The organism is Variovorax sp. JS1663 (genome assembly GCF_002157355.1).
GTDB lineage: Bacteria > Pseudomonadota > Gammaproteobacteria > Burkholderiales > Burkholderiaceae_C > Variovorax.
Genome location: NZ_LYMK01000033.1, coordinates 21,260 through 47,850, shown reverse-complemented (window position 1 = coordinate 47,850; position 26,591 = coordinate 21,260). Strand labels below are relative to the sequence as shown.

At 66.7% G+C, this 26,591-nt stretch carries 26 protein-coding genes and 2 tRNA genes; 8 read left to right on the top strand and 20 right to left on the bottom strand.

Annotated elements, in window-relative coordinates; translation table 11 throughout:
- Positions 1–21: 21 nt before the first annotated feature.
- The 5 genes from rlmD to surE are packed head-to-tail and all read right to left on the bottom strand — an operon-like array spanning position 22 to position 5,025.
- Positions 22–1,461, bottom strand: coding sequence for a 23S rRNA (uracil(1939)-C(5))-methyltransferase RlmD (gene rlmD, locus A8M77_RS24215; RefSeq protein ID WP_086924066.1), 1,440 nt, complete (start codon positions 1,459–1,461; stop codon positions 22–24).
- A gap of 42 nt (positions 1,462–1,503) precedes the next feature.
- Positions 1,504–2,538, bottom strand: coding sequence for a sigma-70 family RNA polymerase sigma factor (locus tag A8M77_RS24210; RefSeq protein WP_086924065.1), 1,035 nt, complete (start codon positions 2,536–2,538; stop codon positions 1,504–1,506).
- An 8-nt stretch (positions 2,539–2,546) separates the two neighbouring features.
- On the bottom strand, positions 2,547–3,470 hold the full coding sequence (locus tag A8M77_RS24205; protein ID WP_086924064.1) for a peptidoglycan DD-metalloendopeptidase family protein: 924 nt from the start codon (positions 3,468–3,470) through the stop codon (positions 2,547–2,549).
- Between the two features lie 11 nt (positions 3,471–3,481).
- Positions 3,482–4,258, bottom strand: a complete 777-nt coding sequence (locus tag A8M77_RS24200) for a protein-L-isoaspartate(D-aspartate) O-methyltransferase (protein WP_086924063.1) — start codon at positions 4,256–4,258, stop codon at positions 3,482–3,484.
- Positions 4,259–4,260: 2 nt separating this feature from the next.
- Positions 4,261–5,025, bottom strand: a complete 765-nt coding sequence (gene surE / locus A8M77_RS24195; RefSeq protein ID WP_086924062.1) for a 5'/3'-nucleotidase SurE — start codon at positions 5,023–5,025, stop codon at positions 4,261–4,263.
- 124 nt (positions 5,026–5,149) lie between these two features.
- Here surE and A8M77_RS24190 point away from each other — a divergent pair, with 124 nt between their 5' ends.
- Positions 5,150–6,136 carry an NADPH:quinone oxidoreductase family protein gene (locus tag A8M77_RS24190; RefSeq protein ID WP_086924061.1) on the top strand — a complete coding sequence of 329 codons (987 nt, stop codon included), beginning with the start codon at positions 5,150–5,152 and terminating at the stop codon, positions 6,134–6,136.
- Between the two features lie 64 nt (positions 6,137–6,200).
- Here the strand turns inward: A8M77_RS24190 and A8M77_RS24185 are convergent, their stop codons facing one another.
- The 7 genes from A8M77_RS24185 to A8M77_RS24155 form a co-directional block, all read right to left on the bottom strand.
- Positions 6,201–6,542, bottom strand: coding sequence for an H-NS histone family protein (locus tag A8M77_RS24185; RefSeq protein ID WP_086924060.1), 342 nt, complete (start codon positions 6,540–6,542; stop codon positions 6,201–6,203).
- 121 nt (positions 6,543–6,663) lie between these two features.
- Positions 6,664–6,739, bottom strand: a tRNA-His gene (locus A8M77_RS24180).
- Between the two features lie 29 nt (positions 6,740–6,768).
- On the bottom strand, positions 6,769–8,697 hold the full coding sequence (locus tag A8M77_RS24175; protein ID WP_086924059.1) for a peptidylprolyl isomerase: 1,929 nt from the start codon (positions 8,695–8,697) through the stop codon (positions 6,769–6,771).
- Positions 8,698–8,758: 61 nt separating this feature from the next.
- Positions 8,759–8,834 (bottom strand) — tRNA-Val (locus A8M77_RS24170).
- Between the two features lie 16 nt (positions 8,835–8,850).
- Positions 8,851–9,123, bottom strand: a complete 273-nt coding sequence (locus tag A8M77_RS24165) for an HU family DNA-binding protein (protein ID WP_007830705.1) — start codon at positions 9,121–9,123, stop codon at positions 8,851–8,853.
- A 237-nt stretch (positions 9,124–9,360) separates the two neighbouring features.
- Entirely contained in the window at positions 9,361–10,449 is a 1,089-nt protein-coding gene (locus A8M77_RS24160) for a tartrate dehydrogenase (protein WP_086924058.1), read from the bottom strand.
- Between the two features lie 20 nt (positions 10,450–10,469).
- On the bottom strand, positions 10,470–11,345 hold the full coding sequence (locus tag A8M77_RS24155; protein ID WP_086924057.1) for an alpha/beta fold hydrolase: 876 nt from the start codon (positions 11,343–11,345) through the stop codon (positions 10,470–10,472).
- Between the two features lie 74 nt (positions 11,346–11,419).
- Here A8M77_RS24155 and A8M77_RS24150 point away from each other — a divergent pair, with 74 nt between their 5' ends.
- Complete coding sequence (locus tag A8M77_RS24150) at positions 11,420–12,385, top strand: LysR family transcriptional regulator (RefSeq protein ID WP_086924056.1); 966 nt, start codon at positions 11,420–11,422, stop codon at positions 12,383–12,385.
- 26 nt (positions 12,386–12,411) lie between these two features.
- On the opposite strand, the gene A8M77_RS24145 is transcribed toward A8M77_RS24150, so the two are convergent.
- The 3 genes from A8M77_RS24145 to uvrC are packed head-to-tail and all read right to left on the bottom strand — an operon-like array spanning position 12,412 to position 15,880.
- Positions 12,412–13,296: a DMT family transporter gene (locus A8M77_RS24145; RefSeq protein ID WP_086924055.1), complete on the bottom strand. Its 885-nt coding sequence runs from the start codon at positions 13,294–13,296 to the stop codon at positions 12,412–12,414.
- Positions 13,293–13,859: a CDP-diacylglycerol--glycerol-3-phosphate 3-phosphatidyltransferase gene (gene pgsA, locus A8M77_RS24140; RefSeq protein ID WP_086924102.1), complete on the bottom strand. Its 567-nt coding sequence runs from the start codon at positions 13,857–13,859 to the stop codon at positions 13,293–13,295. The genes A8M77_RS24145 and pgsA overlap by 4 nt, the downstream gene beginning before the upstream one ends.
- Before the next feature lie 44 nt (positions 13,860–13,903).
- The gene (uvrC, locus tag A8M77_RS24135; protein ID WP_086924054.1) at positions 13,904–15,880 is read right to left on the bottom strand and encodes an excinuclease ABC subunit UvrC; all 1,977 of its coding nucleotides are present in this window, start codon (positions 15,878–15,880) and stop codon (positions 13,904–13,906) included.
- A 65-nt stretch (positions 15,881–15,945) separates the two neighbouring features.
- Between uvrC and earP the strand changes: the two genes are divergently transcribed.
- The 4 genes from earP to A8M77_RS24115 all read left to right on the top strand — a co-directional run bounded on the left by earP (position 15,946) and on the right by A8M77_RS24115 (position 19,470).
- Complete coding sequence (earP, locus tag A8M77_RS24130) at positions 15,946–17,016, top strand: elongation factor P maturation arginine rhamnosyltransferase EarP (RefSeq protein WP_086924053.1); 1,071 nt, start codon at positions 15,946–15,948, stop codon at positions 17,014–17,016.
- A 137-nt stretch (positions 17,017–17,153) separates the two neighbouring features.
- Positions 17,154–17,708: an elongation factor P gene (efp, locus tag A8M77_RS24125; RefSeq protein WP_086924052.1), complete on the top strand. Its 555-nt coding sequence runs from the start codon at positions 17,154–17,156 to the stop codon at positions 17,706–17,708.
- A gap of 63 nt (positions 17,709–17,771) precedes the next feature.
- On the top strand, positions 17,772–18,548 hold the full coding sequence (locus A8M77_RS24120; RefSeq protein WP_086924051.1) for a crotonase/enoyl-CoA hydratase family protein: 777 nt from the start codon (positions 17,772–17,774) through the stop codon (positions 18,546–18,548).
- Positions 18,549–18,603: 55 nt separating this feature from the next.
- Positions 18,604–19,470: a TIGR00730 family Rossman fold protein gene (locus tag A8M77_RS24115; RefSeq protein WP_086924050.1), complete on the top strand. Its 867-nt coding sequence runs from the start codon at positions 18,604–18,606 to the stop codon at positions 19,468–19,470.
- Here the strand turns inward: A8M77_RS24115 and A8M77_RS24110 are convergent.
- The 5 genes from A8M77_RS24110 to pncB are packed head-to-tail and all read right to left on the bottom strand — an operon-like array spanning position 19,458 to position 25,683.
- Positions 19,458–20,639: an MFS transporter gene (locus A8M77_RS24110; RefSeq protein WP_086924049.1), complete on the bottom strand. Its 1,182-nt coding sequence runs from the start codon at positions 20,637–20,639 to the stop codon at positions 19,458–19,460. The two genes, A8M77_RS24115 and A8M77_RS24110, sit on opposite strands and share 13 nt — an antisense overlap.
- Positions 20,640–20,696: 57 nt before the next feature.
- A complete protein-coding gene (gene rmuC / locus A8M77_RS24105) occupies positions 20,697–22,046 on the bottom strand; it encodes a DNA recombination protein RmuC (RefSeq protein WP_086924048.1) in 1,350 nt (449 codons plus the stop codon).
- Between the two features lie 6 nt (positions 22,047–22,052).
- Positions 22,053–23,039 (bottom strand): 2-hydroxyacid dehydrogenase, encoded by a 987-nt coding sequence (locus A8M77_RS24100; protein WP_086924047.1) that lies wholly within the window; start codon positions 23,037–23,039, stop codon positions 22,053–22,055.
- Between the two features lie 2 nt (positions 23,040–23,041).
- Positions 23,042–24,472: a sodium:proton antiporter gene (locus A8M77_RS24095; RefSeq protein ID WP_192871673.1), complete on the bottom strand. Its 1,431-nt coding sequence runs from the start codon at positions 24,470–24,472 to the stop codon at positions 23,042–23,044.
- Complete coding sequence (gene pncB / locus A8M77_RS24090) at positions 24,469–25,683, bottom strand: nicotinate phosphoribosyltransferase (RefSeq protein ID WP_086924046.1); 1,215 nt, start codon at positions 25,681–25,683, stop codon at positions 24,469–24,471. Before pncB ends, A8M77_RS24095 begins: the two co-directional genes overlap by 4 nt.
- A 194-nt stretch (positions 25,684–25,877) precedes the next feature.
- Here pncB and A8M77_RS24085 point away from each other — a divergent pair, with 194 nt between their 5' ends.
- Positions 25,878–26,111: a CsbD family protein gene (locus tag A8M77_RS24085; RefSeq protein ID WP_086924045.1), complete on the top strand. Its 234-nt coding sequence runs from the start codon at positions 25,878–25,880 to the stop codon at positions 26,109–26,111.
- 33 nt (positions 26,112–26,144) lie between these two features.
- Positions 26,145–26,564: a hypothetical protein gene (locus A8M77_RS24080; protein WP_086924044.1), complete on the top strand. Its 420-nt coding sequence runs from the start codon at positions 26,145–26,147 to the stop codon at positions 26,562–26,564.
- Positions 26,565–26,591: the final 27 nt, after the last annotated feature.

The window sequence follows — 26,591 nt, the reverse complement described above, 5'->3', positions numbered from 1 at the left end:
CGGGGCCTACGGGCCCCTTTTTCATGCCCGATCGAACACCGCGATCGATTCCACGTGCGCCGTGTGCGGGAACATGTTGACCACGCCAGCTAACGTGCAGCGGTACCCCGCCTGGTGCACCAGCAGGCCGGCGTCGCGCGCCAGGGTCGACGGATTGCAGCTCACATAGACGATCCGCTTGGGCGGCGCCCAGCCATCTCTTGGCAGGTCGCCCTGTTGGTGAAGATCGGCCAGGGCCTTGGCCAGCGCGAAGGCACCTTCGCGCGGTGGGTCGACCAGCCATCGGTCCGCTGCGCCGTCGGCCACGAGCATCGCAGGTGACATCTCGAACAGGTTGCGCGCCACAAAGCTGGCTGGAGCCAATGCATCTCTCCCGGGCATCGCAGGGCGATTGCGCTCGAAGTTCTCCGTGGCCCGCGCCACCAGCGTATCGCTGCCCTCGATGCCCAGCACCTCGCGCGCGCGGGTCGCGAGCGGGAGCGTGAAGTTGCCCAGCCCGCAGAACCAGTCGATGACGCGCTCCTCCGGCTGCACATCGAGCAGGCGCAAGGCACGACTGACCAGCACGCGATTGATGTGTGCATTGACCTGCGTGAAATCGGTTGGCTTGAAGGGCATGGTGATGCCGAACTCGGGCAATTGATACGCCAGCGCCGAACCGCCGGCGTCCAGCAGCTGCACCGTCTCCGGGCCCTTTGGCTGCAGCCACCATTGCACGCCTTCATTCCCGGCCGCAAAGGCCGTGAGACGCGCCAAGTCCGCAGCGGACAACGGCTCCAGATGCCTCAGAACCAGGGCAATCGTGCCGAGCTCACTGCCGTCCGGCGCGTCGCCACAAGCCAGTTCGATCTGCGGGCATGTGTCGCGCGCGTCCATGGACCCGATGAGCGCACGCAGCGGCATCAGCATCGCACTGACGCGCGCCGGTAGGACGGGGCACACTTGCATGTCCGCGAGATAGCGGCTCTTGCGCTCGTGGAAGCCGATCAGGACCGTGCCCTTCTTGACGACATGGCGCACCGAAAGACGAGCGCGATACCGGTAGTGCCAGGCAGGCCCCTCGAGCGGCCGCAGCATGTTCTCCGCCCTCACCTTGCCCAGATGCCACAGGTTGTCTTCGAGCGCGCGCTGCTTCACGGCCACCTGCGCTGCTGCATCGAGGTGCTGCATCTTGCAGCCGCCGCACGCACCGGCATGCAATCCGAAATGCGGACACCCCGGACGCACGCGCTGCGACGATTCCTTGCGGATCGCAATCACCGTGCCCTGCTCCCAATTGTTCTTCCGGCGATGCACCTTGAGCTGCACCTCCTCGAAGGGCAGCGCGCCCTCGATGAACACCACCATGCCGCTGGCCTTGTGCGCAACGCCCTGTGCGTCCAGGTCCAGCGACTCGACCTGCAGCCATTCCTCGTCGTGGGGGTCCTGCCGGGCCTCTTTCTTTGCTGTCGAATCCGTCATGCACGAATTGTCTCAGGCCGAAAGCCCTGCTCGCGCAGATCACTACAGCAGCGCGTCGCGGTGAACACCCGCGCGGGCCAGTTGCCGCCTCATCTTGGCCAAGGCCTCGTTCTGGATCTGCCGCACACGCTCTCGCGTGAGGCCAAGGCGCACGCTCAGCACTTCGAGCGTCTCCGGGTCGCGGTCATGCAGGCCATAACGCCCCTCCAGCACTTCCCGCTCACGCTCGCTCAGCGCGAGGATCCATTGGTCGAGCAGCTTCTCGACCTCATGCGTCTGGGTGATGCCCGTCGGGTCGCTGTGCTCGTCCTCGGATGCGACCGTGTCGGCCAGGCTGAAGCTGTCTTCGCCTCGATCGCTGCCGGCATCCAGGGAGCGCGGCGCCTCAGCCAGCGCCATCAGTTCCGCCACTGCCTGGACCTCGCGGCCCAGCAAGGCTGCCACGTCCTCCACCCGCACACCATCGGGGCGGCGGGCGACGAAATCGGCATCGCCCTCCAACGTACGCCGCGCACGCATCACCTGATGCAGTTCCCGCACCACGTGGACCGGCAGGCGAATCGCGCGCGCCTGCATCATTGCGGCGCGCTCGATCGACTGTCGAATCCACCAGGTTGCGTAAGTCGAGAAGCGAAATCCCCGCTCGGGCTCGAACTTGTTGATCGCATGCATCAGGCCCAGGTTGCCTTCCTCGATCAGATCGGCCAACGGCACGCCACGTCCCAGATAGCCCTTGGCGATGTTCACCACCAGCCGCAGGTTGTGCTCGATCATCGACTGGCGCGCCGCAAAGTCGCCGCTGCGGGCCGCACAGGCCGTGCGGTACTCCTCGTCGGGTGTGAACAGCTCGGTACGCCGGATCTCGCGCAGGTAGAGCGTCAGCGAGTCGCCGCCCTCGCCTCCGTACTCGAGGGGCACACTGCCCTTGACGAGTCCCTGCCCGGCTTCGTGATCGATCTGTTCTGCCGCCTCGTCCGCCGAGACCGGATGTCCCCGCGATTCAAAGGCCGGAACACCGCCGGTCTTGCCCGCCGCGCGCCGCACGACCAAGGCATGGCGCGGGCGAGAAGCGGTCATGCATGGTCCTAACGGGCGGGCAGGTAGCGCGCCGGATCGACAGGCTTGCCCTGCCGACGGATTTCGAAATGCAGCTTCACGCGATCCGCGTCGCTGCTGCCCATCTCGGCAATCTTCTGGCCCTTCTGCACCGACTGGTCTTCCTTCACCAGCAGCGTCCGGTTGTGGGCATAGGCGGTGAGGTAGGTGTTGTTGTGCTTGAGGATGATCAAGTTGCCATAGCCGCGCAGGCCTGCACCGGCATAGACGACGCGCCCATCGGCAGCGGCAAGCACCGAGTCGCCGGCCTTGCCGCCGATGTCGAGGCCCTTGTTCTTGGCTTCGTCGAAGCCGGCGATCAACGAGCCCTGCGCAGGCCAGATCCAGCCCACGTCTTCGTCGCCCGAAGCCGTCGCCGCCGGCGTTGCAGGCGAAGCAGTGACGATGGAAGGCGTCGGCTTGGCTGCTGCGCTCGCGGCCGTCGCCGGAGCCGGCGCGACTGCGGCACCGGGCGCCGGTGTACTCGGCGCCGGGGTGGCTGCCTTCGAATCCGTGACGGGAGGCGTCGCCGGCGCCGCCGTGCCAACCGGCGGGATCACGCGAAGCACCTGCCCGACTTCGATCAGGTCCGGATTGTCAAGGTTGTTCCAGCGCGCGATGTCACGCCAGTTCTGGCCGGTTTCCGTGCCGATGCGACGAATGGTGTCTCCAGGCCGCACGGCGTAATAGCCCGGCTTGCCGTAGTTCTCGATGCCCGGCAGCGGCTTGCCCGATGGGTCCGTGGTGATGAGAGGAGCGCCAGGGGCTGCAGGCGCCGCGGCTGTCGGCGCACCCACCATCGTGCCGCGGTCCTCGACTGGAACAGGACCGCGTTTGGCGGCACACCCCGCAATCAAGAGTGCGGCCAGCAGCGTCACGCCGGCAAGCCAGCCCCGATTGCCAATACCCTGCATGTGTTCTTCCTTCAAGCAATTCCAGATTTTAGGGGGACAAAGTGAACCGCCTCAAGAACGCGCCGCTCGAGTCCGCGTGCCGTCTTGTCGACGACCACGAGCGCTTGTCCGCCTGCGGGCGACTGGGTCGGCGCGACGATGCGGCCGCCGACCGCGAGTTGCGCGAGCCAGGCTTCCGGCAACGCGTCGCCGCCTGCGGCCGCGATGATGCCGGCATAGGGAGCACCCTTCGCATAACCCACCATGCCGTCACCCAGCAGCAGGTGCACAGTGGCCAGTCGGAATGGGCGCAGGTTGGAGCGTGCGCGCTCATGCAAGCCCCGCAGGCGCTCGATGCTGTAGACCTCGGTTGCGACATGGCTCAGCACCGCGGCCTGGTATCCGCAGCCTGTGCCGATCTCGAGCACGCGTCCAAGCCGGTCGCCAGGCTTGCTCGCCAGCGCCGGGGCGCCCAGCAACAACTCGATCATGCGCGCGACCACGTTGGGCTTGGAGATCGTCTGACCGAGCCCGATCGGCAGGCTGGTGTCCTCATAGGCCTGGTTGACCAACGCGCTGTCGACGAAGCGATGCCGCTCGACTGCGCTCATCGCCCGCAGCACGCGCGCATCGGCAATCCCCTGCGCGGCAAGCCGCTGGACCATGCGCGCCCGCACCGCATCCGAGGCCATGGATGGCGTCTGGTTCACGACGAGTGGTTTGGCAGGCACCGCCGAAGCCCGCCCGCGTGTCGCGGCCGACGCCGTGGGTGTGAGCCGCACGGGGAACCCGGGCCGTTGGCTCGCCATGGTCAGGAACGCTCCACGAGCCGCGCCACCGTATCGCGCCACTGAGCCAAGTGGGCGTGGTCCGTCAAGTCGATCTGCAAAGGCGTCAACGCAATGTGGCCTGCAGCCGTCGCGTGGAAATCGGTGCCCTCGCCGCTGTCCTTGGCGCTGCCGGCACCGGCGATCCAGTACATGGTCTCACCGCGCGGACTGTCCTGCGTGATGACCTTCTCGGCGGCGTGGCGCCGTCCGAGGCGGCAGACCTTGATCGGTTTGAGTTCCTCGAACGGAAGATTCGGCACGTTGACGTTCAGCAGGAAAGTGGGGCCGTCCAGCATGCGCTCGCGCTCGATCTGCTCCACCAGCCGCCGCGCTGCACGTGCGGCCGCGTCGACGTGGGCCCAGCCTTTCTCGATCTGGGAAAAGGCAATCGCCGGAATGCCGAAAAGATAGGCTTCCATGGCGGCGCCGACCGTACCCGAATAGATGGTGTCGTCGCCCATGTTGGCGCCATTGTTGATGCCGGACACCACGAGGTCGGGCCGATAGTCGAGCAGGCCCTTGAGCGCGATATGCACGCAGTCGGCCGGCGTCCCGGTCACATAGCGAAAACCGTTGTGCGCCTTGTGCACATAGAGCGGCGCCGCGAGGGTCAGCGCATTCGACTTGGCACTGTTGTTGTGCTCCGGCGCGACCACTTCGACTTCCGCCACCTCCTTCAGCGCATCGTGCAAGGCCACGATGCCGGGAGCCTGGAAGCCATCGTCGTTCGAGATCAGTATCTTCATGGCATTGGTTGTGCGCAGGATTGTAGGCGGCGGCTGCGTCACGGCAGGGACAATGCCCGCCTGCGCTCCGGCCTATCATGGCCTCGATTCATCGCCCCCAGACTCATCCCAAGGAGACCCGAGCATGCACGCATGGCTCTGTGAAAACCCGACCGGCGTCGATGCGCTGACCTGGAAAGAACTGCCAACGCCAACGCCGGGCCCGGGCCAGGTGCTGATCGAGATCAAGGCGGCCAGCCTGAACTTTCCCGACCTGCTGATCGTCCAGAACAAATACCAGATCAAGCCACCGGTGCCTTTCGTTCCAGGATCCGAATATGCCGGCGTGGTGGCGGCCGTCGGCGAAGGCGTCACGCACTTGCGCCTGGGGCAGAACGTCGCCTGCCTGTCAGGAACGGGGGGCTTTGGCACCCATGCGCTGGCGCCTGCAGCGCTGTGCATGACGCTGCCCGACGGCTTCGGATACGTCGATGCGGCGGCCTTCATCATGATCTATGCGACCTCGTGGCATGCGTTGATGGACCGCGCGCAATTGCAGGCCGGTGAAACCGTCCTGGTCCTCGGGGCCGCCGGCGGGGTCGGCACTGCGGCGATCCAGATCGCCAAGGCGGCTGGCGCCAAGGTGATTGCCGCGGCATCGACCGACGAGAAATGCGCGCTGTGCAAATCCATTGGCGCCGATCTCACGATCAACTACACCGCGCACGCGCTTCCCAACGGCTTTCGCGATGCCATCAAGGCCGCGACCGACGGCAAGGGGCCGGACGTGATTTACGACCCGGTGGGCGGCGAATTCGCCGAACCTGCGTTTCGTTCCATCGGCTGGCGCGGGCGCTATCTGGTGGTCGGTTTCGCTTCAGGGCCGATTCCATCGCTGCCGCTGAATTTGATGCTGCTCAAAGGCGCCTCGCTGGTCGGTGTGTTCTGGGGCGATTTCGCCAAACGTGAACCCAAGGCCAACGCGCAGATGATGGCGGAATTGGCGAAGTGGTATGGTCAAGGCAAGATCAAGCCCGTGATTGACTGCACCATGCCCATGGCCGAGCTGAAGGACGCGTATGCCCACATGGGTTCGCGAGCGGTCAAGGGCAAACTGGTGCTCGTGAACTGAGCCGGAGTGAGGCCAATAAAAAGCCCGCTTCTGGCGGGCTTTTTATTGGGGGAGGCGCAAATGCCTAGCGAATCTCGAAGTCCGACAGAGACTTGCCCGCTGCAAGCGCTTCGGTGATCCAGCGCGGCTTGCGCCCCCGTCCACCGGACCAGGTCTCGCCGGTCGGGCTGCGATACTTTGCCGCCGACTTTACCGCGACGATGGAAGTCGTCGCCTTCTTGCCTGAGCGCGTCGCGAGTTTCAGATCCGCGGCGGTCAGCCCGTATTCCGCGATTTTCTTGCGCAGTTCCTCGATCACGCCAGCGCGTTCCTGATTGCGCAGTTCCTCCGCTTGCTTGCGCAATTGGGCAATCTGCTCATCATGCTTCTTGATCTGGGAATTGATGTCGGCAAGGGTTGAGGCCATCGGTGCAGTTCCTCCGAATTAGGAAGCCCGAATTCTAATTCAAGTCCGAATTGCCGCAAGAGCTGTTCACTTCCAAAAAAAAAGCGCCGGTCGATTGACCGGCGCTTTTCTCAGGAGTGTTTGGGGTGGCTGATGGGACTCGAACCCACGACGACCAGAATCACAATCTGGGACTCTACCAACTGAGCTACAGCCACCGTAGAGCCCGCAATTGTAGCGTGAAAAGCTACCGCCCCACGACAAGGCCCGCATTCAGCGGCTTGGGCACCAGGATCTCGGCTTTGAAGCGCTTTTTCATGAGCTCGTAGTAGGCGGCGGTCTCCGCAGCAGCCATCGCCATGGCGTACTGCTGCGCTTCCTGCTGCGCGACCTCCGGCGCTGGCGACGTGCGCGGCACCTCCTTGTTGACGCGGACGACGGCATAGCCCTGCGCGCCCAGGTCCACGCCCACCAACATGGGCAACTTGGCCGGATCGGCGCGCAAGGCGCCCTCGATGACCGGCGTCGGCTGGGACTGCGCTTCGAGCCGCGACACCGTAACCGCGGCGCCAAAGCTTGCGCCGGCCGCATTGGACTGCCAGGCCGCCAGCTTGGCTTCGCCCTCGGTCTTGGCGAGTGCTGCAGCGCGCTCGGCGACCAGCTGTGTGCGAACCTTGTCCTTGACTTCGTCCAGAGGCTGCGCACGTGCCGCCGTGTATTGCGTCACGCGTCCCGATGCGAGCTGGTTGGGACCGATTTCGATCGCTTCCGTGTTGTGCTTGCGCTCGAGCGAATCGGGTGCGAACAGCGCGTTCAGGAAACTGGCACTGGCCAGCGCACCTGTCGCACCGGGCACAGGCGTGCGGGCGACCTTGTCGGCGGTGCGGATCGTGAGCTTCAGCTTGTCCGCCGCCGGCTTCAGGCTGTCGGGTTGCTGATAGACGGCGTCGGTAAAGCTTTCGGCGGCCTTCGCGAACTCCTGCGTCGCCTGCTGGCTGCGCACTTCGTTCTCGATCTTCGCGCGCACCTGCTCGAAGGGCGGCACGACGCCCGGCTTGACGTCATTGAGCTGGATGATGTGGTAGCCGAATTCGGACTCGACGACGTCGCTGATCTCGCCCTTCTTGAGCGCAAACATCGCGTCCTCGAAAGGCTTGACCATCGCGCCACGCGTGACGAAGTCGAGATCGCCGCCCTTCTCCGCGGAGCCTGGATCCTGAGAGTTCTTGCGCGCCAGTTCCGCAAAGCTGCCTGGCGACTTTCGAAGCTCGGCAAGCAGTTGCTGCGCTTTCGCACGCGCCTTGTCGCGATCGGCAGCGGGCGCGCCCGAGGGCACCGTGATCAGGATATGGCTGGCACGCCGCTCCTCCTTCGTGCCAAATCGCGCGGTGTTCTGGTCGTAGTAGCTGCGCAGGTCCGCCTCGTTCACCGTGATGTTCTTCTTGGCGGCCTCGAGGTCCAGCACCAGGTACTCGATGCTCGCTTGCTCCGGCACCTGGAACTGTGCGACGTGCTGCTTGTAATACGCCTCAAGGTCTGCGTCGCTGACGTTCACCTTCCCTGTGAAATCGCCAGGCGCGAAACGTGCCACCTGGATCTCGCGCCGGTCATAGAACGCGTTGAGCGTGGGCGCGGCCTGTGCCAGTGTCGCGAATCCAGTGTCGGCGATGCCCTTGAGCACCTGCTGGCGCACCATCTGCGCCACCAACGCATCCTGGTGCTGCTGGGGCGTCATGCCGGTCGCGCGATAGAACAGTTCGCGGTCGAACTCCGGTTTGCCGTTCTTGGTGGTCACGAAGCTCGCCAGCGCCGGGTCATTGCGGAAGATCTCCATCTGCCGCGGCTCCGTCACGACGAAGTGATCCTCCGCCGCGGCGGCCGCGAGCACCCGCTCGCGCACCATCCGCTCCAGCGTGGCGTAGCGTTCCGTGTCGGTATCGAACATCGCGGGGCTCACGTCCGGCCTTTGCTGGCGGATGCGATCGATGTCACTGCGATGCTGCTGATCCCATTCCGGCCGCCGGATGCTGCTGCCCGCGACGCTGGCGACCGTTTCGCCCTTGTCGCTGGTGCCGCTGTAGCGATCCAGTACGCCGACGACCACGAAAGAAGGCACGATCAACAGGAATAGCACGCCCATGAGGATCTTGTTGTGCTTTCGGATGAAGTCGAACATGGATGGAAGTCTCTCTAGCGAAAACAAAAAAGGCGAACTGATTGTTCGCCTTTGCATCGGTTGGTGGGTGCTGAGGGGTTCGAACCCCCGACCTACGCCTTGTAAGGGCGCCGCTCTACCAGCTGAGCTAAGCACCCCACCGGAAACCGTCTTTCAGTTCAGCGCGTCTTTCAGCGCCTTGCCGGGGCGGAACTTCGGGATCTTGGCGGCCTTGATTTTAATCGCGTCGCCGGTGCGCGGATTGCGACCCGTGCGCGCAGCGCGTTTGCCCACAGCGAAAGTACCGAAACCGACGAGCGAGACAGAGCCGCCTTTTTTGAGCGTGGTGCGGATGGCGCCGATGGTCGATTCGAGGGCGCGCGTGGCAGCAGCCTTGGAGATATCGGCGTTTTTGGCGATGTGCTCAATCAGTTCGGTTTTGTTCACAAGGACCCCTTGTTCAGGAAATAGTTGATCGGGTAGCGTCAGAAACAATGCCGGCCCCGCGACGAATGCCGCGGGGTGCTTTGAGGTGAAGGATGGCAGTTCTGACGCGCCGGCAGCGCACTGCCGACAAGGATTACAACCACTGGTCCACAGGGTGTCAATAAGACGCTCTCCTGTGAACTCCAGCGAGGATCCGCGATTCTAGTGGTGTTCCGCGGGGCCTCTTCCCGGGCGATCTCAGAGTGCTTCGGCGATCGCACGTCCCAGATCGGCCGTGCCGGCGCTGCCGCCGAGGTCCGGCGTGCGTGGCGCTGCGCTCGCCGGCGCCAATGTCTTCTCGATCGCAGCCAGGATCGCATCGTGCGCATCCTTGTGGCCGAGGAACTCCAGCATCATCGCGCCGCACCAGATCTGCCCGATCGGGTTGGCGATGCCCTTGCCCGCGATGTCCGGGGCAGACCCGTGCACCGGCTCGAACAGCGAAGGCGTGCCGCGCTCCGGATTGAGGTTGGCGCTCGGTGCGATGCCGATCGTGCCCGTGCAGGCCGGTCCCAGGTCGGACAGGATGTCGCCGAACAGGTTGCTCGCCACCACCACGTCGAAGAAGTCGGGACGCTGCACGAAGTGCGCCGTCAGGATGTCGATGTGAAACTTGTCAAGCTTGACACCTGGATAGTTTCTGCCCATCTCAGCCACCCGTTCATCCCAGTAGGGCATGGTGATCGAGATGCCATTGGACTTGGTGGCGCTGGTCAGGTGCTTCTTCGGCCGCGATTGCGCCAGCTCGAAGGCGAACTTGAGCACGCGGTCCACGCCCGTGCGCGACATCACCGTTTCCTGGATCACGATCTCGCGCGAAGTGCCCTCGTACATGCGCCCGCCGATGCTCGAGTACTCGCCTTCGGTGTTCTCGCGCACGATGTACATGTCGATCTCGCCGGGCTGCCGCGGCGTGCCGTCGCGCCGCACCACCGGTGCGACGATGCCCGGCATCAGGCGCGCCGGCCGCAGGTTGATGTACTGGTCGAACTCGCGGCGGAACAGGAGCAGCGAGCCCCAGAGGGAGACGTGGTCGGGAATTTTCTCGGGCCAACCGACCGCGCCGAAGTAGATCGCATCGTGGCCGCCGATCTGATCCTTCCAGTTGTCCGGCAGCATCTTGCCGTGCTTCTCGTAGTAGTCCCAGCTCGAGAAATCGAAGTGATCGAAATGCAGGTCGATGCCGAACTTGCGGGCCGCGGCATCCAGCACCCGCAGCCCCTCGGGCATGGTTTCCTTGCCGATGCCGTCGCCAGCGATCACGGCGATACGCTTCTTGCCGCTCATGGTGTCATCCTTGTTTTCTGTCAGATGAAAAATCGGAGGGCTTCCTCGGTCAATACCTCGGACGCCTCCTCGGGAATGTAGTGGCCGCAGGGCAGCGCGGCGCCGGACACTTGGTCCGCGCGCTCACGCCACAGCGAGAGCACGTCGAAGCAACGCCCCACCGCGCCATGCTGGCCCCACAGCACGCGCAGCGGCTGCGCGAGCCGCAGCCCCGCGGCGATGTCGGCGCGATCATGCTCCAGGTCGATGGTGGCCGAGGCGCGATAGTCCTCGCAGATGCCGCGCGCAAAGCCCGGGATGGCCGCGCAGCGCTCGTACTCCGCCAGCGCCTCGGGCGCGAACGGTGCCAGCCCGGCATGTCGGCTGCCCATGAGGCTGCGCACATAGCGTGCGGGGTCGGATTCGATCAGAGCCTCGGGCAGCGGCGGCGGCTGGATCAGGAAGAACCAGTGCCAGTAGGCACGGGCGAAGGCCTCCGAGGTTCGCTCGTACATGGCGAGCGTGGGCGCGATGTCCAGCAGCATGAGCCGCTCGACGGCCTGGGGATGGTCCGCGGCGAGCCGGTGCGCCACGCGTGCGCCGCGATCGTGCGCCAGCACCTGGAAGCGCTCGAAGCCATGATGCGCCATCACCGCCATCGCATCGCTGGCCATCTCACGCTTGCTGTAGGCGAGATGCTCGGCATCGGGTGCCGGCCGGTCCGAATCGCCGTAGCCGCGCAGGTCCATCATCACCAGCGTGAAGCGTGCGGCCAGCACGGGGGCCACGCGATGCCAGATTGCCAGCGTTTGCGGATGGCCGTGCAGCAGCAGCAAGGGTGCGCCCTGTCCGCCGATGCGGCCATGCAGCCGGACCCCGTCGCGCGACACATGGAAGGAGATGAAGCCTGATTGCATAGCGCGATTGTGCGTTGCGTTCCCCGGCCCATCAAGAAACAATCGGAGAATCAACTCTTTCCATGGAGGAATGAATGGACCGCGGCGACCTTGAACTGGTCCTGTCCGTACGCGGCACTGGCAGCCTGGCCGGCGCCGCGCAGGCCCTGGGCGTAGTGCCTTCGGTCATCACCAAGCGACTGGCCGCTCTCGAGCAGAAGTTGGGGCATCGCCTGTTCGAGCGCACCACCCGCCGCCTGAGCCTCACCGCCGAGGGCGAAGCCGTCTGCACGCATGCCGAGCGCCTGCTGGAGGGCTTCGCGGCGCTCGAGGCGGAGTTGAGCGAACGGCAGAACGAGCCGAGCGGCGCGCTGCGCATCGCGGCCACCTTCGGCTTTGGGCGGCACTGGGTCGGTCCCGCGATCGCCCGCTTCCGTCAGCAATACCCCGCGCTGCAGATCGAACTGCGCCTCACGGAGCGCCTGCCTGACCTCGCGGCGGAGGGCTATGACGGCGCAGTATGGCTGTGGTCCGCGCCGGCGCGGCATGCGGCCGACTGGGTCACGCGCCGGCTGGCGCGCAATCAGCGCGTCCTGGCCGCGTCGCCCGCGTACCTGCAGCGGCGCGGCCTGCCGGCCGACGCGGCCGCACTGGCGGAGCACGAATGCCTCGTCGTCCAGGAGAACGACAGCGCAACCATACGACGCTTCGACGTCTGGACCCTGAACGATGCGCAGAGCCGTCAGCCGGTGCGCATCCAGGTCAACGGCCCTTTGTGCAGCAACTCCGGCGAGATGGCGCGCGACTGGTGCCTGGCCGGCCAGGGCATCGTGCTGCGCAGCCTCTGGGACATCGCGCCGCAATTAGCGTCCGGCGAACTCGTCCATGTGCTGCCCCGCCTGTCGATGCCCGAAGCCGACATCCAGTGGATCGCACCCTGGCACCCCAAGACGCCGCGCCGCGTTCGCCTGCTGGTCGACTTCCTGGCCGAGCAATTCCGCCACGAGCCGTGGCGGTCGGAGCAGCCGGCGCGACGACGCCGCGCCACCAAGCCGACCTGAAAGGCAAGCTGCCCCGCGAGACCGGTTCAGCGCTCGCCGCGCACAACCAGGCTGACGCCCACCGCCGTCATCGCGATGCCCACCAGTGTCGGCACGGTGATGGGCTCGGCAAAAAGAACCCAGGCCATCAGCGCCGTGCAGGGCGGCACCAGGTAGAGCAGGCTCGTGACGGCAGTGGCGGTCCCGCGCTGGATCAGCATGTAGAGCAGCGAGCTGCCACCCAAGGACAGCGCCAGCACCGACCAGGCCATGGCACCGCCCGAATACAAGTTCCATTGAATGGGGTCGGCCTCCAGGGCCGCGAAGGGCAGCGTGGCCAGCAGCGCCGCGGCCAGCTGGATCGCGCCGGCAATGCGCACGTCGCAGGGCGCGACGAAGCGCTTCTGGTAGAGCGTCCCCGCCGTGATGGAGAGCAGCGCCATCACCGCCAGTCCCATGGTCAGCGCACTTACCTCGCCGCCCTGCCCCAGCTTGCGCAGCACCACCAGCACCAGTCCGGCGAAGCCGAGCGCCAGGCCGGTCCACTGGCGACCCGAGATCGCGCCGCCGCGCATCGACAGCCAGACCGCCGTCAACACCGGCTGGACACCCACCAGCAGGGCGATCAGGCCCGAGCCCATGCCGGCTCGGACCGCCGCCCAGACCCCGCCCAGGTAACCGGCCTGCATCAGGATGCCCGTGATCGCCAGATGCCCCCACTGTGCGCGCTCACGCGGCCAGGACACGCGCGCGAGCCGCACCCAGACCAGGAAGCACAGCACCGACAGCGCATAGCGCACGGCCAGGAACTTGAGCGGCGGCGCGTAGGGCATGCCGTAGCGCGCCACGATGAAGCCGGTACTCCAGATCAGCACGAAGACTGCGGGCATGGCCCGCACCCATCCCGAAGCCGGGGCGGCGGCCCCCGTCATTTGGCTCGGGCCCGGATCTCGGGAATGGCCTTCTGCAGGTAGTAGATCATCGACCACACCGTGAGCACGGCCGAGATCCAGATCAGCCATTGCCCCCAGACGCCGGTCTCGATCACGCCGAACAGGGTGCCGTTGAAGAGCAGGAAGGGGATCGCGACCATCTGCACCACGGTCTTGACCTTGCCGATCATGTGCACCGCCACGCTCTTGCCGGCCCCGATCTGCGCCATCCATTCGCGCAGGGCCGAGATGGCGATCTCGCGGCCGATGATGATCAGGGCCACGAACACGTCGGCGCGATTCAGATGCACCAGCACCAGCAGCGAGGCGCACACCAGGAACTTGTCGGCCACCGGATCGAGGAAGGCACCGAAGGCCGAAGTCTGGTTGAGGCGGCGCGCGAGAAAGCCGTCGAGCCAGTCGGTGGCGGCGAACACGATGAACATCACCGTGGCCACGAGGTTGCGCATCGGCTCTTCAAGGGGCAGATAGAAAACCCCCACGATCAACGGGATCGCGACGATGCGCGTCCAGGTCATGATGGTGGGCAGCGTCCAGAACATGAAGGTGATTGTGTCATGCGGCCGGCAGCCGCCCGTGCCGCGGGTCAATGCAGCGCGCGATAGATCTCCTCGGCCAGCTCGAGCGCGATGCCGTCGACCGACGCGATGTCCTCCACGCTCGCGGCCGCCACGCCGCGGATCCCCCCGAAGCGCTGCAGCAGCCGCGCCCGGCGCTTGGGCCCGATGCCAGGGATGTCCTCCAGCTGGCTGCCACCCACCCGCACCTTGGCCCGCTTCGCGCGCATGCCGGTGATGGCGAAGCGGTGCGCCTCATCGCGGATCTGGGCCACCAGCATCAGGGCGGCCGAGTCGCGGCCGAGGTAGACCTTCTCGCGGCCGTCGGCGAAGACCAGTTCCTCCAGCCCGACCTTGCGGCCCTCGCCCTTCTCTACGCCGACAATCAGAGACAGCGGCAGGCCCAGCTCGCCGAACACCTCGCGTGCCATCGACACTTGGCCCTTGCCGCCGTCGACCAGCACCAGGTCGGGCATGCGCGCGCCGAGCGTCCCGGGCCGGGCATCGGTGCCCGCGCCGGCCGCGTCGCCCGCGGGCGGCGCATCGGCCTCCGCCGCCATCGCCTCGGCCAGCTTGCCGTAGCGGCGGTGCAGCACCTGGCGCATCGCGGCGTAGTCGTCGCCCGGCGTGATGCCGTCGATGTTGTAGCGGCGGTACTCGCGGTTCTGCATCGTGTGATGCTCGAACACGACGCAGGAAGCCTGCGTCGCCTCGCCCGCGGTGTGGGAGATGTCGAAGCACTCGACGCGGAAGTTGTCGAGATCGTCCGGCGCGAGCTCCAGCGCGTCGACCAGCGCGCGCGTGCGTGCCTGCTGCGATCCCTCCTCGGCCAGCAGGCGCGCCAGCTGCAGGTCAGCGTTGGTCTGGGCCATCTCCAGCCAGTGGCGGCGCTGCTCGCGCGGCTGGAACACCGCCGTCACGCGCGTGGCGGCCTGCTGCGCGATGGCCTCGATCAGCTCGCGGCTCACCTGCTCGCCCAAAACCAGCGTGGGCGGCACCGGCACGTCGATGTAGTGCTGCGCGATGAAAGCCTCCAGAACCTGGGTCTCGATCGACCCGAAGGCCTCGGGAGCATCCTCGCCCTCGCCCTCGCCCTCGCCCTCCGCCTCCGCGCCGCTGCGTATCTGCGTTGCATCCTCCACGTGAACCGGGAAGTAGGCGCGGTCGCCCAGGTGCCGGCCGCCGCGCACCATCGCCAGGTTGACGCAGGCCTTGCCGCCCTGCACCTTGACCGCGAGGATGTCCACGTCCTTGTCGGAGGCGATCTCGACCGACTGCTGGTGCAGCACGCGCGACAGCGCCGACATCTGGTTGCGCAGCTCGGCGGCCTGCTCGAATTCCAGCCTCTCCGAATGGGCCATCATGCGGGCCTCCAGCTGGGACAGCACCGCCTGGGTGTCGCCAAGCAGGAAGGCTTCGGCATTGGCCACGTCCTGCGCATAGGCCTCGGGCGTGATGTAGCCGACGCAGGGGCCGGTGCAGCGCTTGATCTGGTAGAGCAGGCACGGCCGCGTGCGGTTGGCGTACACCGTGTCCTCGCAGGTGCGCAGCTTGAAGACCTTCTGCAGCAGTTGGATCGATTCCTTCACCGCCCAGGCGCTCGGATAGGGGCCGAAGTAGCGATGCTTGCGATCCACCGCACCGCGGTAATACGCCAGGCGCGGAAAGGTGTGCGAGGCGATCTTGAGGTAGGGGTAACTCTTGTCGTCCCGGAACAGGATGTTGTAGCGGGGCTTGAGCGCCTTGATCAGGTTGTTCTCAAGCAGGAGCGCCTCCGCCTCGGAGCGCACCACGGTGGTCTCCATGCGGGCGATCTTCGAGATCATGTGGCCGATGCGCGTGCCGCCGTGGTTCTTCTGGAAGTAATTGGCGACCCGCTTCTTCAGGTTGCGCGCCTTGCCCACGTACAGCACCGCGCCCGCGGCATCGAAGTAACGGTAGACGCCCGGCAGTTGCGGCAGCGCCGCCACCTCGCTGAGCAATTGATCGGAATGCGTGTCTGACATGGGGGCGCTATTGTGCCGAGGCAGCGCGGCGGGGACGCCATGGCCGGGCTGTAGAGTATCCCGCGATGCGCTGGGACATTTTCTGCAAGGTCATCGACAACCACGGCGACGCCGGCGTGTGCTGGCGCCTTGCCTGCGGGCTGGCGGCGGGGGGTGATGCGGTGCGACTGTGGATCGACGACCCGTCGGCGCTGGCCTGGATGGCGCCCGGTGGCCATCCGGGCGTCCGTATCGTCACCTGGACGCAGGACGCTGCCGGGCAGGAGGCCGCCGCCTGTGCGCCCCCGGATGTGCTGATCGAAGCCTTCGGCTGCGATCCCGCACCCGAGCTGATCGCGCGCTTCGCGCAGCCGGTGGCGCCGGGTGCGCCGCGCCGCGTCTGGCTCAATTTCGAATACCTTTCGGCCGAACCGTATGTAGAGCGCCTGCACGGACTGCCTTCCCCCGTGTTCCGGGGACCGGGCGCGGGCCTGACCAAGTATTTCTTCTACCCTGGCTTCACGGATGCGACCGGCGGGTTGCTGCGCGAGGCGGACCTGATGGCGCGCCGCGCCGGCTTCGATCGCGCCGACTGGCTCGCCCGGCAGGGCATCGCCTGGAACGGGGAGCGCCTGGTCTGCCTGTTCTGCTACGAACCGTCCGCGCTCGACGCCCTGCTGGCCCGCTTCGAGCAGGCAGGCGAGCCCACGCGGCTGCTGGTCACGGCAGGCCGCGCCGCGCGTGCCCTGCCGCCGGGGCCGCCGCAGCGCGGTGCGCTCGCCATCCACTGGCTGCCTCACCTGGCCCAGACCGAGTTCGACCATCTGCTGTGGGCCTGCGACCTCAACTTCGTCCGGGGCGAGGACTCGCTGGTGCGCGCCGTCTGGGCCGGCGCACCCTTCGTCTGGCAGATCTATCCCCAGGACGACGATGCCCACCACGAAAAGCTCGAAGCCTTCCTGGACTGGCTGGCGGCACCACCCACGCTGCGCCGCCTGCATCACCTGTGGAACGGAATGGCCGAGGGAGACCTGCCGGACCTGCACTTCCAGGCCCTCGCGCCCTGGCGGGCCGCCGCGACTGCCGCGCGCGATCGTCTGCTCGCGCAAGATGGCCTTCTGAGCCGCTTGCGGCAGTTCGTCGCCCAAAAAAGTTAGAATTGTGGGCTTTGCGGATTTCCGGCCAGGGCTTTCGAAGCCCGCGCCGCACCATCCGCCGAACCCGCCGCGGTGAACGTGTCGAGGGCCTCCCGCCCGCAGGCACGCCGAGCGGCCCACATCCAGAGACCCTGACTATGAAAATCGCTCAAGAAATCCGCGCCGGCAACGTCATCATGCATGGCAAGGACCCGATGGTGGTCCTCAAGACCGAATACAGCCGCGGCGGCCGCAATTCCGCCACCGTGCGCATGAAGCTCAAGAGCCTGATCGCCAACTTCAACACCGAAGTCGTGTTCAAGGCCGACGACAAGATGGAGCAGATCGTGCTCGAAAAGAAGGAGTGCACCTACTCCTACTTCGCCGACCCGATGTACGTCTGCATGGACAGCGAGTACAACCAGTACGAGGTCGAGGCCGAGAACATGGGCGACGCGCTCAACTACCTCGAAGACAACATGCCGGTCGAGGTGGTGTTCTACGACGGCAAGGCCATCTCGGTCGAACTTCCCACCAGCGTCGAGCGCGAGATCACCTGGACCGAGCCGGCCGTCAAGGGCGATACCTCGGGCAAGGTCCTGAAGCCCGCCAAGATCGCCACCGGCTTCGAGATCCCCGTGCCACTGTTCGTCTCGCAAGGCGACCGCATCGAAATCGACACGCGCACCGGCGAATACCGCAAACGCGTCTGAGCGGCGACCCTGCACTGCACCAAAAGGCTCCTTCGGGAGCCTTTTTTTGCGTACGCTGCGGGTATGAGCACCGCCCCCGTACGCACCGAGATCGAAGGTCCGGTCAGCACCATCGTGATGAGCCGCCCCGAGCGGCGCAATGCCGTCGACCGCGAGATGGCGACCCAGCTGCGCCAGGCCTTCGAGCGCTTCGAGACCGACGAGAGCCAGCGCATCGCCGTGCTCTGGGGCGATCACGGCGTGTTCTGTGCCGGCGCCGACCTGGGCGCGGTGAACGACCCGGCGCGCCGCAACGAGCTCGATCCCGACGGCGGCGGCGCCGGTCCCATGGGCCCCACCCGGATGGCGCTGTCCAAGCCGCTGATTGCCGCCATCGCCGGCCACGCGGTGGCCGGCGGCCTGGAGCTCGCACTGCTGGCCGACCTGCGGGTGGCCGAGTCGGGCGCGGTGCTCGGCGTGTTCTGTCGGCGCTTCGGCGTCCCGCTGATCGACGGCGGCACCGTGCGCCTGCCACGCCTGGTCGGCATGGGCCGCGCGCTGGACCTGATCCTCACCGGCCGCCCGGTGGCCGCCGACGAGGCCGTGGCCATGGGCCTGGTCAACCGCGTGGTACCCGAGGGCACGTCGCGCCAGGCCGCGGAGGCTCTGGCGCGCGAGCTCGCCGCCTTCCCGCAGCAATGCATGCTGGCCGACCGCGCCTCCGCCTACGCCCAGTGGGCGCTCCCGCTGGCCGAGGCCCTGCGGCAGGAAGGGCGGCACGGCGTGCCCATCGTCGCAGCCGAAGGCGCCGCCGGCGCAGCCCGCTTCACCGGAGGTACCGGACGCCACGGCCGTTTTTGAACCGGGCCCGGATTCTGCAACGAGCACAATCCGATACCCGTCTCCCCGACAGATCATGCCCAACCAGACACACGACCTCCACAACAAGCGCCTGGCCGACGCCTGGGCCACCCTGCAGGCCCATGCCGACAAGGGTCTCCCTCTCCACGCCGACCCCTCACGCCTGGCCTTCGCCGACCCCGAGTTCCTGTTGCGGCGCGAAACCCGCGGCCTGCGCATGCAGCTCGAGCTGATGAAACCCGACCTCGAGATGCGCGCCCACGGCATCGAGAACACGGTGGTGGTGTTCGGCAGCGCGCGCTTCCGCAGCGAAGAGGAATCCGGCGCCCTCATCGCCCAGGCCGACGCGGCCGGCGACACCGTCGCCGCCGCCCGCTGGCGCCGCCTGGCACGCAGCTCGCACTACTACGAGAAGGCGCGCGCCTTCGGCAAGCTGGTCGCCCAGTACAGCAACGACAAGGAGCCGGAGGACAAGCTCTTCGTCTGCACCGGCGGCGGTCCCGGCATCATGCAGGCCGCCAACCGCGGCGCCTACGAGGGCGGCGGCCTCTCGGTCGGCCTCGCCATCGCACTGCCGATGGAAGAGGAAGCCAACCCCTACGTCACACCTGCCCTGAGCTTCAAGTTCCACTACTTCGCCATCCGCAAGATGCATTTCATGATGCGGGCGAAAGCGCTGGTGGCCTTCCCGGGCGGCTTCGGCACACTGGATGAGCTGTTCGAGGTCATCACCCTGGTGCAAACCCGCAAGGCGCGGCCAGTGCCGATCGTGCTGTTCGGCTCGGACTACTGGAAGCAGTTGATCAACTTCGACTTCCTGGCGGAGGAAGGCGTGATCTCGCCCGAGGACGTGAAGCTGATCGAGTACGTGGATGCGCCCCAGGACGCCTGGGACGCGATCCGGCGCTTCTACAAGCTCTGATCGTGGGCGGGGACCTTCAGTCCCCACACGACGCGCGTTCCCAGCGCCACCATACCGCCGACCAGCCAGAACACACCTGAGATCCCGACCAGCGCGCCGATCGAGCCGAACAGCATCGGCATCGCGACGCTGGACGCGTTGATGGTCATCAGCCGCAGCCCGAGCGCCTCGCCGTGCCGCGCATGGGGCGTGATCTGGTGCAGCATGCTCATGACCATCGGCTGGACCGCGCCGAGCGCGAAGCCGAGCACCACCGAGCAGACGCCCATCGTCAGCGCCGAGGACAGAAACGGATAGACCGCGAACACCAGCGCTGTCACCACCGACGAGGTTGCGATCACGCTGCGCTCCGACGCGCGTGCCGCCACCAGCGGCAGCACGATCCGGATCAGCGCAGCAGCGATCGCGAAGGCGCCGAGGATCGAGCCGATCACCGAAGCGCCCAGGCCACGCTCGTGGCCCAGCACGGGCAGCAGGAATGCGTGCACGTCCCAGCTGGAGGACTGCAGCCAGTTCACGAACAGCAGGCGGCGGAACATGGGCTGGTGCAGCAGGTCCCAGGCACGCGGCCTGCTGCCGTCGGCGGGCTGCGGCACGCGCGGCAGTTCCTGCGTGGCGCGCGCGAACAGCCAGCCGGCGAGCGGCAGCAGCGCCAGCACGACGAAGGAGATGCGAAAGCCCGGCAGATCGGCTGGACTGCGGCCCGCATGGTCGATCAGCAGGCCGGCGACGAAAGGGCCGAGGAAGTTCGCCGCGGCCGGCGCGATCGCCAGCCAGCTGAACACCTGCTTGAGCTGCACCGGGTTGGACGCCGCACGGCCGACGTGGCGCTGCAGCGCGATGACGGCAGCGCCCGTGGCGCCGCCGGTCATCAGCGCCGCCAGGCACATCACCGGAAACACGGGCCAGGCCGCGGCCAGCGCCGTCCCGGCCGATGCCGCGGCCACTGACAGCGCGAGCGGCCGCTTGAGTCCGTGCCGGTCGGCGAAGCGCCCGGCCGGCAGCGCGAGGAAGACCTGCGTCAGCGCGAACAGCGCGATCAGCACGCCGACCGCTGCCGCGCTGTAACCCTGCTGCAGCGCGAGCAGCGGTGCACCCAGGCGCATGCCGGCCATGGCGGCATGCAGGCAGATCTGGGCCGCGATGAGGCGAAGCAGCTCGGCAGACATAGGCCTACCCTCCCCTCCGGCTGCGGTACGAGCCCCTTCGGAACGACCGGGCGGGGCTCACGGAACGAGGTCGCCCTCGTCCGCCGCCGGCAGCAATGCCTGCGACTGGGCCTCCGGCAGCGCCTCCACCTTGCGCAGGGCCAGGCGCATCTGTTTGGCGCGGGTGTCGGCCTTGTCCAGCGTGTCGGAGGCCTTGGCCACCTGCTCCTTGATGCGCGCCACCCACTCGCCGTAGCGCTCGAACTCGGTCTTGACCGCGCCCAGCACCTTCCACACCTCCGAGGCCTGCTGCTCCAGCGCCAGCGTGCGGAAGCCCATGTGCAGGCTGTTGAGCATGGCCAGCAGCGTGGTCGGCCCGGCCAGGGTCACGCGGTGCTGGCGCTGGATCGCGTCCATCAGTCCGGGGCGCCGCAGCACCTCGGCATACAGGCTCTCGACCGGCAGGAACAGGATGGCGAAATCGGTGGTGTGCGGCGCCGCGAGATAGTTCTCGGCGATCGACTTGGCCTCAGTGCGGATGCGCGTCTCCAGCGCCCGCGCCGCCAGCTCGGCAGCCCCGGCATCGACCCGTTCGTGCGCATCCAGCAGGCGCTCGTAGTCGTCGCGCGGGAATTTGGCGTCGATCGGCAACCAGACCGGCGCGCCCTCGCTGCCGCGGCCCGGGAAGCGGATCGCGAAGTCCACCCGCTGGCCGCTGCGCGGCTTTGTCTCGACCTGGCGGGCGTACTGCTCGGGCGTCAATACCTGCTCGAGCAGGGCTTCGAGCTGCACCTCGCCGAACACGCCGCGCGTCTTCACGTTGGTCAGCACGCGCTGCAGGTTGCCGACGCCCACCGCCAGCGTCTGCATCTCGCCCAGGCCCTTGTGCACCTGCTCCAGCCGGTCCGCCACCTGCTTGAAGCTCTCCCCCAGGCGGGCTTCGAGGGTGCTTTGCAGCTTCTCGTCGACCGTCTGGCGCATTTCGTCCAGCTTGGCGGTGTTGCTCTGCTGGAGTTGCGCGAGCTGCGCCTCCATGGTGGCGCGCACCTCGGCGAGCCGACGCGCATTCGATTCGGCCAGCCCCTGCAGCTGCGTGTTGAGGGTGTCGGCCAAGGTCTTCTGCAGCAAGTTCAGCTGCTGGGCAAAGGCGTCGATCTGCGCGTTCTGCGTGCGCGTCGCCTCGGCCCCCTGCTGAACCAGCGCCTGCTGGAAGGTGGCGAAGGCCTGGCTGGTCTCCTGGCGCGCGCCGCGCGAGGATTCGCCGATCTCGTGCCGCAGTTCGCGCTCGATGCGCTCGTTGGCGGAGCCTAGCGTGGCGATCAGCGCCGTGTGGTCGGGCGCGGGCGGGCGGCGCAGCAGCAGCCAGATCAGCAGCAGGAGGTTGAGGGCCGCCAGGCCCGCGAGGATCCAGGTTTCCGGCAAGGGCATGACCGACTACTTGCCTCCCAGCACCGCGGGGTTCAGCGGCGTGAGCGGCTTGCCGTGCACCAGGAAGCCGATCAGGTTGTCCGCCGCCAGGTCGGCCATGGCGCGCCGCGTCGGGATGGTGGCGCTGGCGATGTGCGGGGTGAGCACCACGTTCGGCACCGTCAGCAGGTCCGGATGCACCTTGGGCTCGCCCTCGAAGACGTCCAGCCCGGCTGCCGCAATGCGCCTGTCGCGCAGCGCCGCGGCCAGCGCCGCATCGTCCACGATGCCGCCGCGCGCGATGTTCACCAGCGTGGCGGTCGGCTTCATCAGCGCCAATTCGGCGGCGCCGATGGTGTGGTGCGAGGCTGGCGAGTAAGGCACCACCAGCACGATGTGGTCGGCGGTCTTCAGCAGTTCTTCCTTGCCCACGTACCTGGCCTTGCATTCGGCCTCGAGGGCCGCGTCGAGCCGGGAGCGGTTGTGGTAGATCACCTTCATGCCGAAGCCGAGCGCGCCGCGCCTGGCGATGCCCTGCCCGATGCGCCCCATGCCGATGATGCCGAGCGTGCTGCCATACACCTCGGCACCGGCGAACATGTCATAGCTCCACTTCTCCCACTTTCCCGCACGCAGGAAATGCTCGCTCTCGGTGATGCGGCGGGCGGTCGCCATCAGCAGCGCGAAGCCGAAGTCGGCGGTGGTCTCGGTCAGCACGTCGGGCGCGTTGGTGGCCAGCACGCCGTGGGCGGTCATCGCGTCAACATCGAAGTTGTTGTAGCCCACGGCCATGTTGGCGCAGATCTTCAGTTCGGGACAGGCGGCCAGCACCTCGGCATCGATGCGCTCGCTGCCGGTGGTGAAGGCGCCCTGCTTGTCCTTGAGCCTGACGATCAGCTCGGCTTTGCTCCAGCCACGGTCGTCCTGGTTGGATTCGACTTCGAAATGCTGCTGCAGCCGCGCGATGGTTTCAGGGAAGACCGAACGGGCGACGAGGATTCTGGGTTTGCTCATGGTCAGCGGAAGAAGATGAAGGTGGAGAGGATGAACAGCGGCACGAGGATGGCGCCCGACCACATCATGTAGCCGAAGAAACTCGGCATGCGCACGCCCCGGCTTTCCGCGATGGCCTTGACCATCAGGTTGGGCGCATTGCCGATGTAGGTGTTGGCCCCCATGAACACCGCGCCCGCCGAGATGGCGGCCAGCGTGGCCGCCTGCGGCCCCATGAGGGCCTGCGCGTCGCCGCCCGCGGTGTTGAAGAAGACCAGGTAGGTGGGTGCATTGTCCAGGAAGGAGCTCAGCACGCCGGTGGCCCAGAAGTACATCGCCGGATCGGGCTGGCCGTCGGGCCGCGTCACGGCCGAGACGATCGCGCCGAAGGGCCCCTGCGCGCCCGCCCTGAGCATCGCGATCACCGGGATGATGGTGAGGAAGATGCCCGCGAAGAGCTTGGCCACCTCTGCCATCGGTGCCCAGCTGAACTGGTTGTCCGCGTGCACCTGGGGTGCCGTGATCTTCAACGACAGCAGGGTGATGCCGACCAGGCCCAGGTCGCGCACGAGGCCCGGCAAGCCGACCTCCGTGCCGAGGATGTCGAAGCGGATGGGCGACTTCCAGATCCCGCTCATCAGCACCAGCCCGACGATGCCGCCCAGCAGCCAGAAGTTCGCCGCGCCCTCGAAGCGAAGGCCGCGCGAATCGGGCGTCGGGTCGATGGGCAGCACGCCTTCCTTGCGGTAGTACCGGCGGTCGAGCGCGTAGAACAGCGCCAGCAGGATGCCGACGATGAACAGCGTATCGAGCGCGATGTGCCGCGCCGTCCAGAAGAAGTCCACGCCTTTGAGGAAGCCCAGGAACAGTGGCGGATCGCCCAGCGGCGTGAGCGAGCCCCCCACGTTCGACACGATGAAGATGAAGAACACGATCACGTGCACCCGGTGCCGCCGGTTGTCGTTGGCGCGGATCAGAGGCCGGATCAGCAGCATGGACGCGCCGGTCGTGCCCATCAGGCTCGCCAGGGCCGCGCCGATCGCGAGGATCGCGGTGTTGAGCCCGGGGGAGCCATGCAGATTGCCGCGGATGTGGATGCCGCCGGCCACCACGAACAGCGCGGTCAGCAGGAGGATGAAGGGGATGTACTCGGCCAGCAGCGCATGAACCAACTGCATCCCGGCCAGCCCGATGCCGTGGATCGCGGCGAAAGGCAGCAGGAAGGCCAGCGCCCAGGCGGCCGATACCTTGCCGTCGTGGTGATGCCAGAAGGATGGCGCCAGGAGCGGCAGCAGCGCGATGGACAGCAGGATGCCGGCAAAAGGAAGGCCCCACCAGGGCGACAGGGCGCCGCCGTCGATCTCGGCAGCGAAGGCCCCGGCGGGAATCAGGGTCGGCAGAGCGGCAGCAGCCAGCAGGCGGAGGGAGCGTGCCAGGTGGGACGAACCGCTCATGCAGAGGGCTGGGCAATCTCGAAGACCTGGCGCAGGTAGGCGAGATAGCGTTCGTCGTCGCACATGTTCTTGGCGGGGGTGTCCGAGAGCTTGGCCACCGGCTGGTCGTTGCAGCGGACCATCTTGATCACGATCTGCAGCGGCTCGTAGCCGAGGTCGTTGGTGAGGTTGGTGCCGATACCGAAGGCCAACTGGCAGCGCCCGCGGAACTGCAGGTAGAGCTCGATCGTGCGCGGCACGGTCAGGCTGTCGCTGAAGATCAGCGTCTTGGTCTGCGGATCGACGCGGTTGGCGATGTAGTGGGCCAGCATGCGCTCGCCCCACTGGAACGGGTCGCCACTGTCGTGGCGGGCGCCGTCGAACAGCTTGCAGAAGTAGAGGTCGAAATCGCGCAGGAAGGCGCTCATGCCGTAGACGTCCGACAGCGCGATGCCGAGGTCGCCGCGGTACTCGCGCGCCCAAGACTCGAAGCCGAAGACCTGGCTGTCGCGCAGACGCGGGCCCAGCGCCTGGCAGGCCTGCAAGTACTCGTGCGCCATGGTGCCCAGCGGGATCAGGCCGAGCTTCATCGCGTAGAGCACGTTGCTGGTGCCGGCGAGCTGCGGTGGCTTGTCGATGGCCCGCTGCGGCGGCGAGGTCACCGGCCCGAGCCGGCCGGCCAGCGTGCGCAGCACCTCCTCGTGCCAGTCCTTGGAGAAGCGGCGTCGGGTGCCGTAGTCGGCGATCTTCAGCTCACGCAGGCCGTCGGCCTGCAACTGCCCGATCTTGGCCTCAAGGCGGCGGCGCCCTTCGACGAGGTCGGGACGGGGCTGCGTGTTGCGGAAGTAGACCTCGTTGACGATCGCCAGCACCGGGATTTCGAACAAGATGGTGTACAGCCAAGGCCCCTCGATGCGGATGTCGAGCTCGCCCGAAGGCAGCGGCGTGATGGCGATGTATTTCTCATTGAGGCGGAACAGCCCCAGGAAATCGACGAAATCGCTCTTGATGAAGCGCATCGAGCGCAGGTAGGCCAGCTCCGCGTCCTTGAACTGGAGCGAGCACAGGTGGCGAACCTCCTCGCGGATCTGGGTGGCGAACTGCGCCAGGTCGATGCCGGGATTGCGACACTTGAAGCGGTACTCCACGCGCGCGCCCGGAAAGTGATGCAGCACCACCTGCATCATCGTGAACTTGTAGAGGTCGGTGTCGAGCAGGCTGTGGATGATCATGATGGAGCGGCGTGCGCGCGGTTGTCCGGGTTCTGCGTGCGTCCGATTATCACGGGGTGCGTCGGCATGTGCCTACGACCCCTGCCCCGGGCGTCCTACCGGTTCGTCAAGGGGGCAAAGCGAGAGTCTTCTCACGTCGGAAGTCCCAGCGTGGAACCGGCGACAAATCCATCATCTGAGAAGGAGATTGGTCCATGAACAAGGACACCATCGAAGGCAACTGGAAACAGCTCAAGGGCAAGGTCAAAGAGCAATGGGGCAAGCTGACCGACGACGACTTCGACGTCATCGCCGGCAAGCGCGACCAGTTGCTCGGACGCATCCAGGAACGCCACGGCATCAGCCGGGACGAAGCCGAGAAGCAAGTCAAGGACTGGGAATCGCGCGACGGCCGCACGCCGGATGCGCTCTGGTTCGAGAAATACTGATCGACACCTCGGCAAACTGACAGGAGTTACCTCATGAAGAAGCATCTGCTCATGCTCGCAATTGCCTCTTCCTGCCTGGTCGCCACGCAAGCGGGCGCGATGACGCAGGACGAGTACAAGGTCGCGAAGGAAAAGGTCGAGGCCGCCTACAAGGTGGACAAGGCGAAGTGCGACGCGCTGAAGGACAACGCGAAGGACGTCTGCAACAAGGAAGCCAAGGGCAAGGAAAACGTGGCCAAGGCTGAACTGGAGCAGCAATACAAGCCTAGCGACAGCAATGCCCGCAAGGTCGAAGAAGAAAAGGTGAAGGCCACCTATGAAGTCGCGAAGGAAAAGTGCGACGACCAGAAGGGTGATGCCAAGAGTGCCTGCGAAAAGCAGGCCAAGGCCGACGAGACCAAGGGCAAGGCCGACATCCGGGCCATGATGAAGCCCACATCGAAGACGCAATAAGCGCGTCCTCTCGGCACGAAGCGGCGC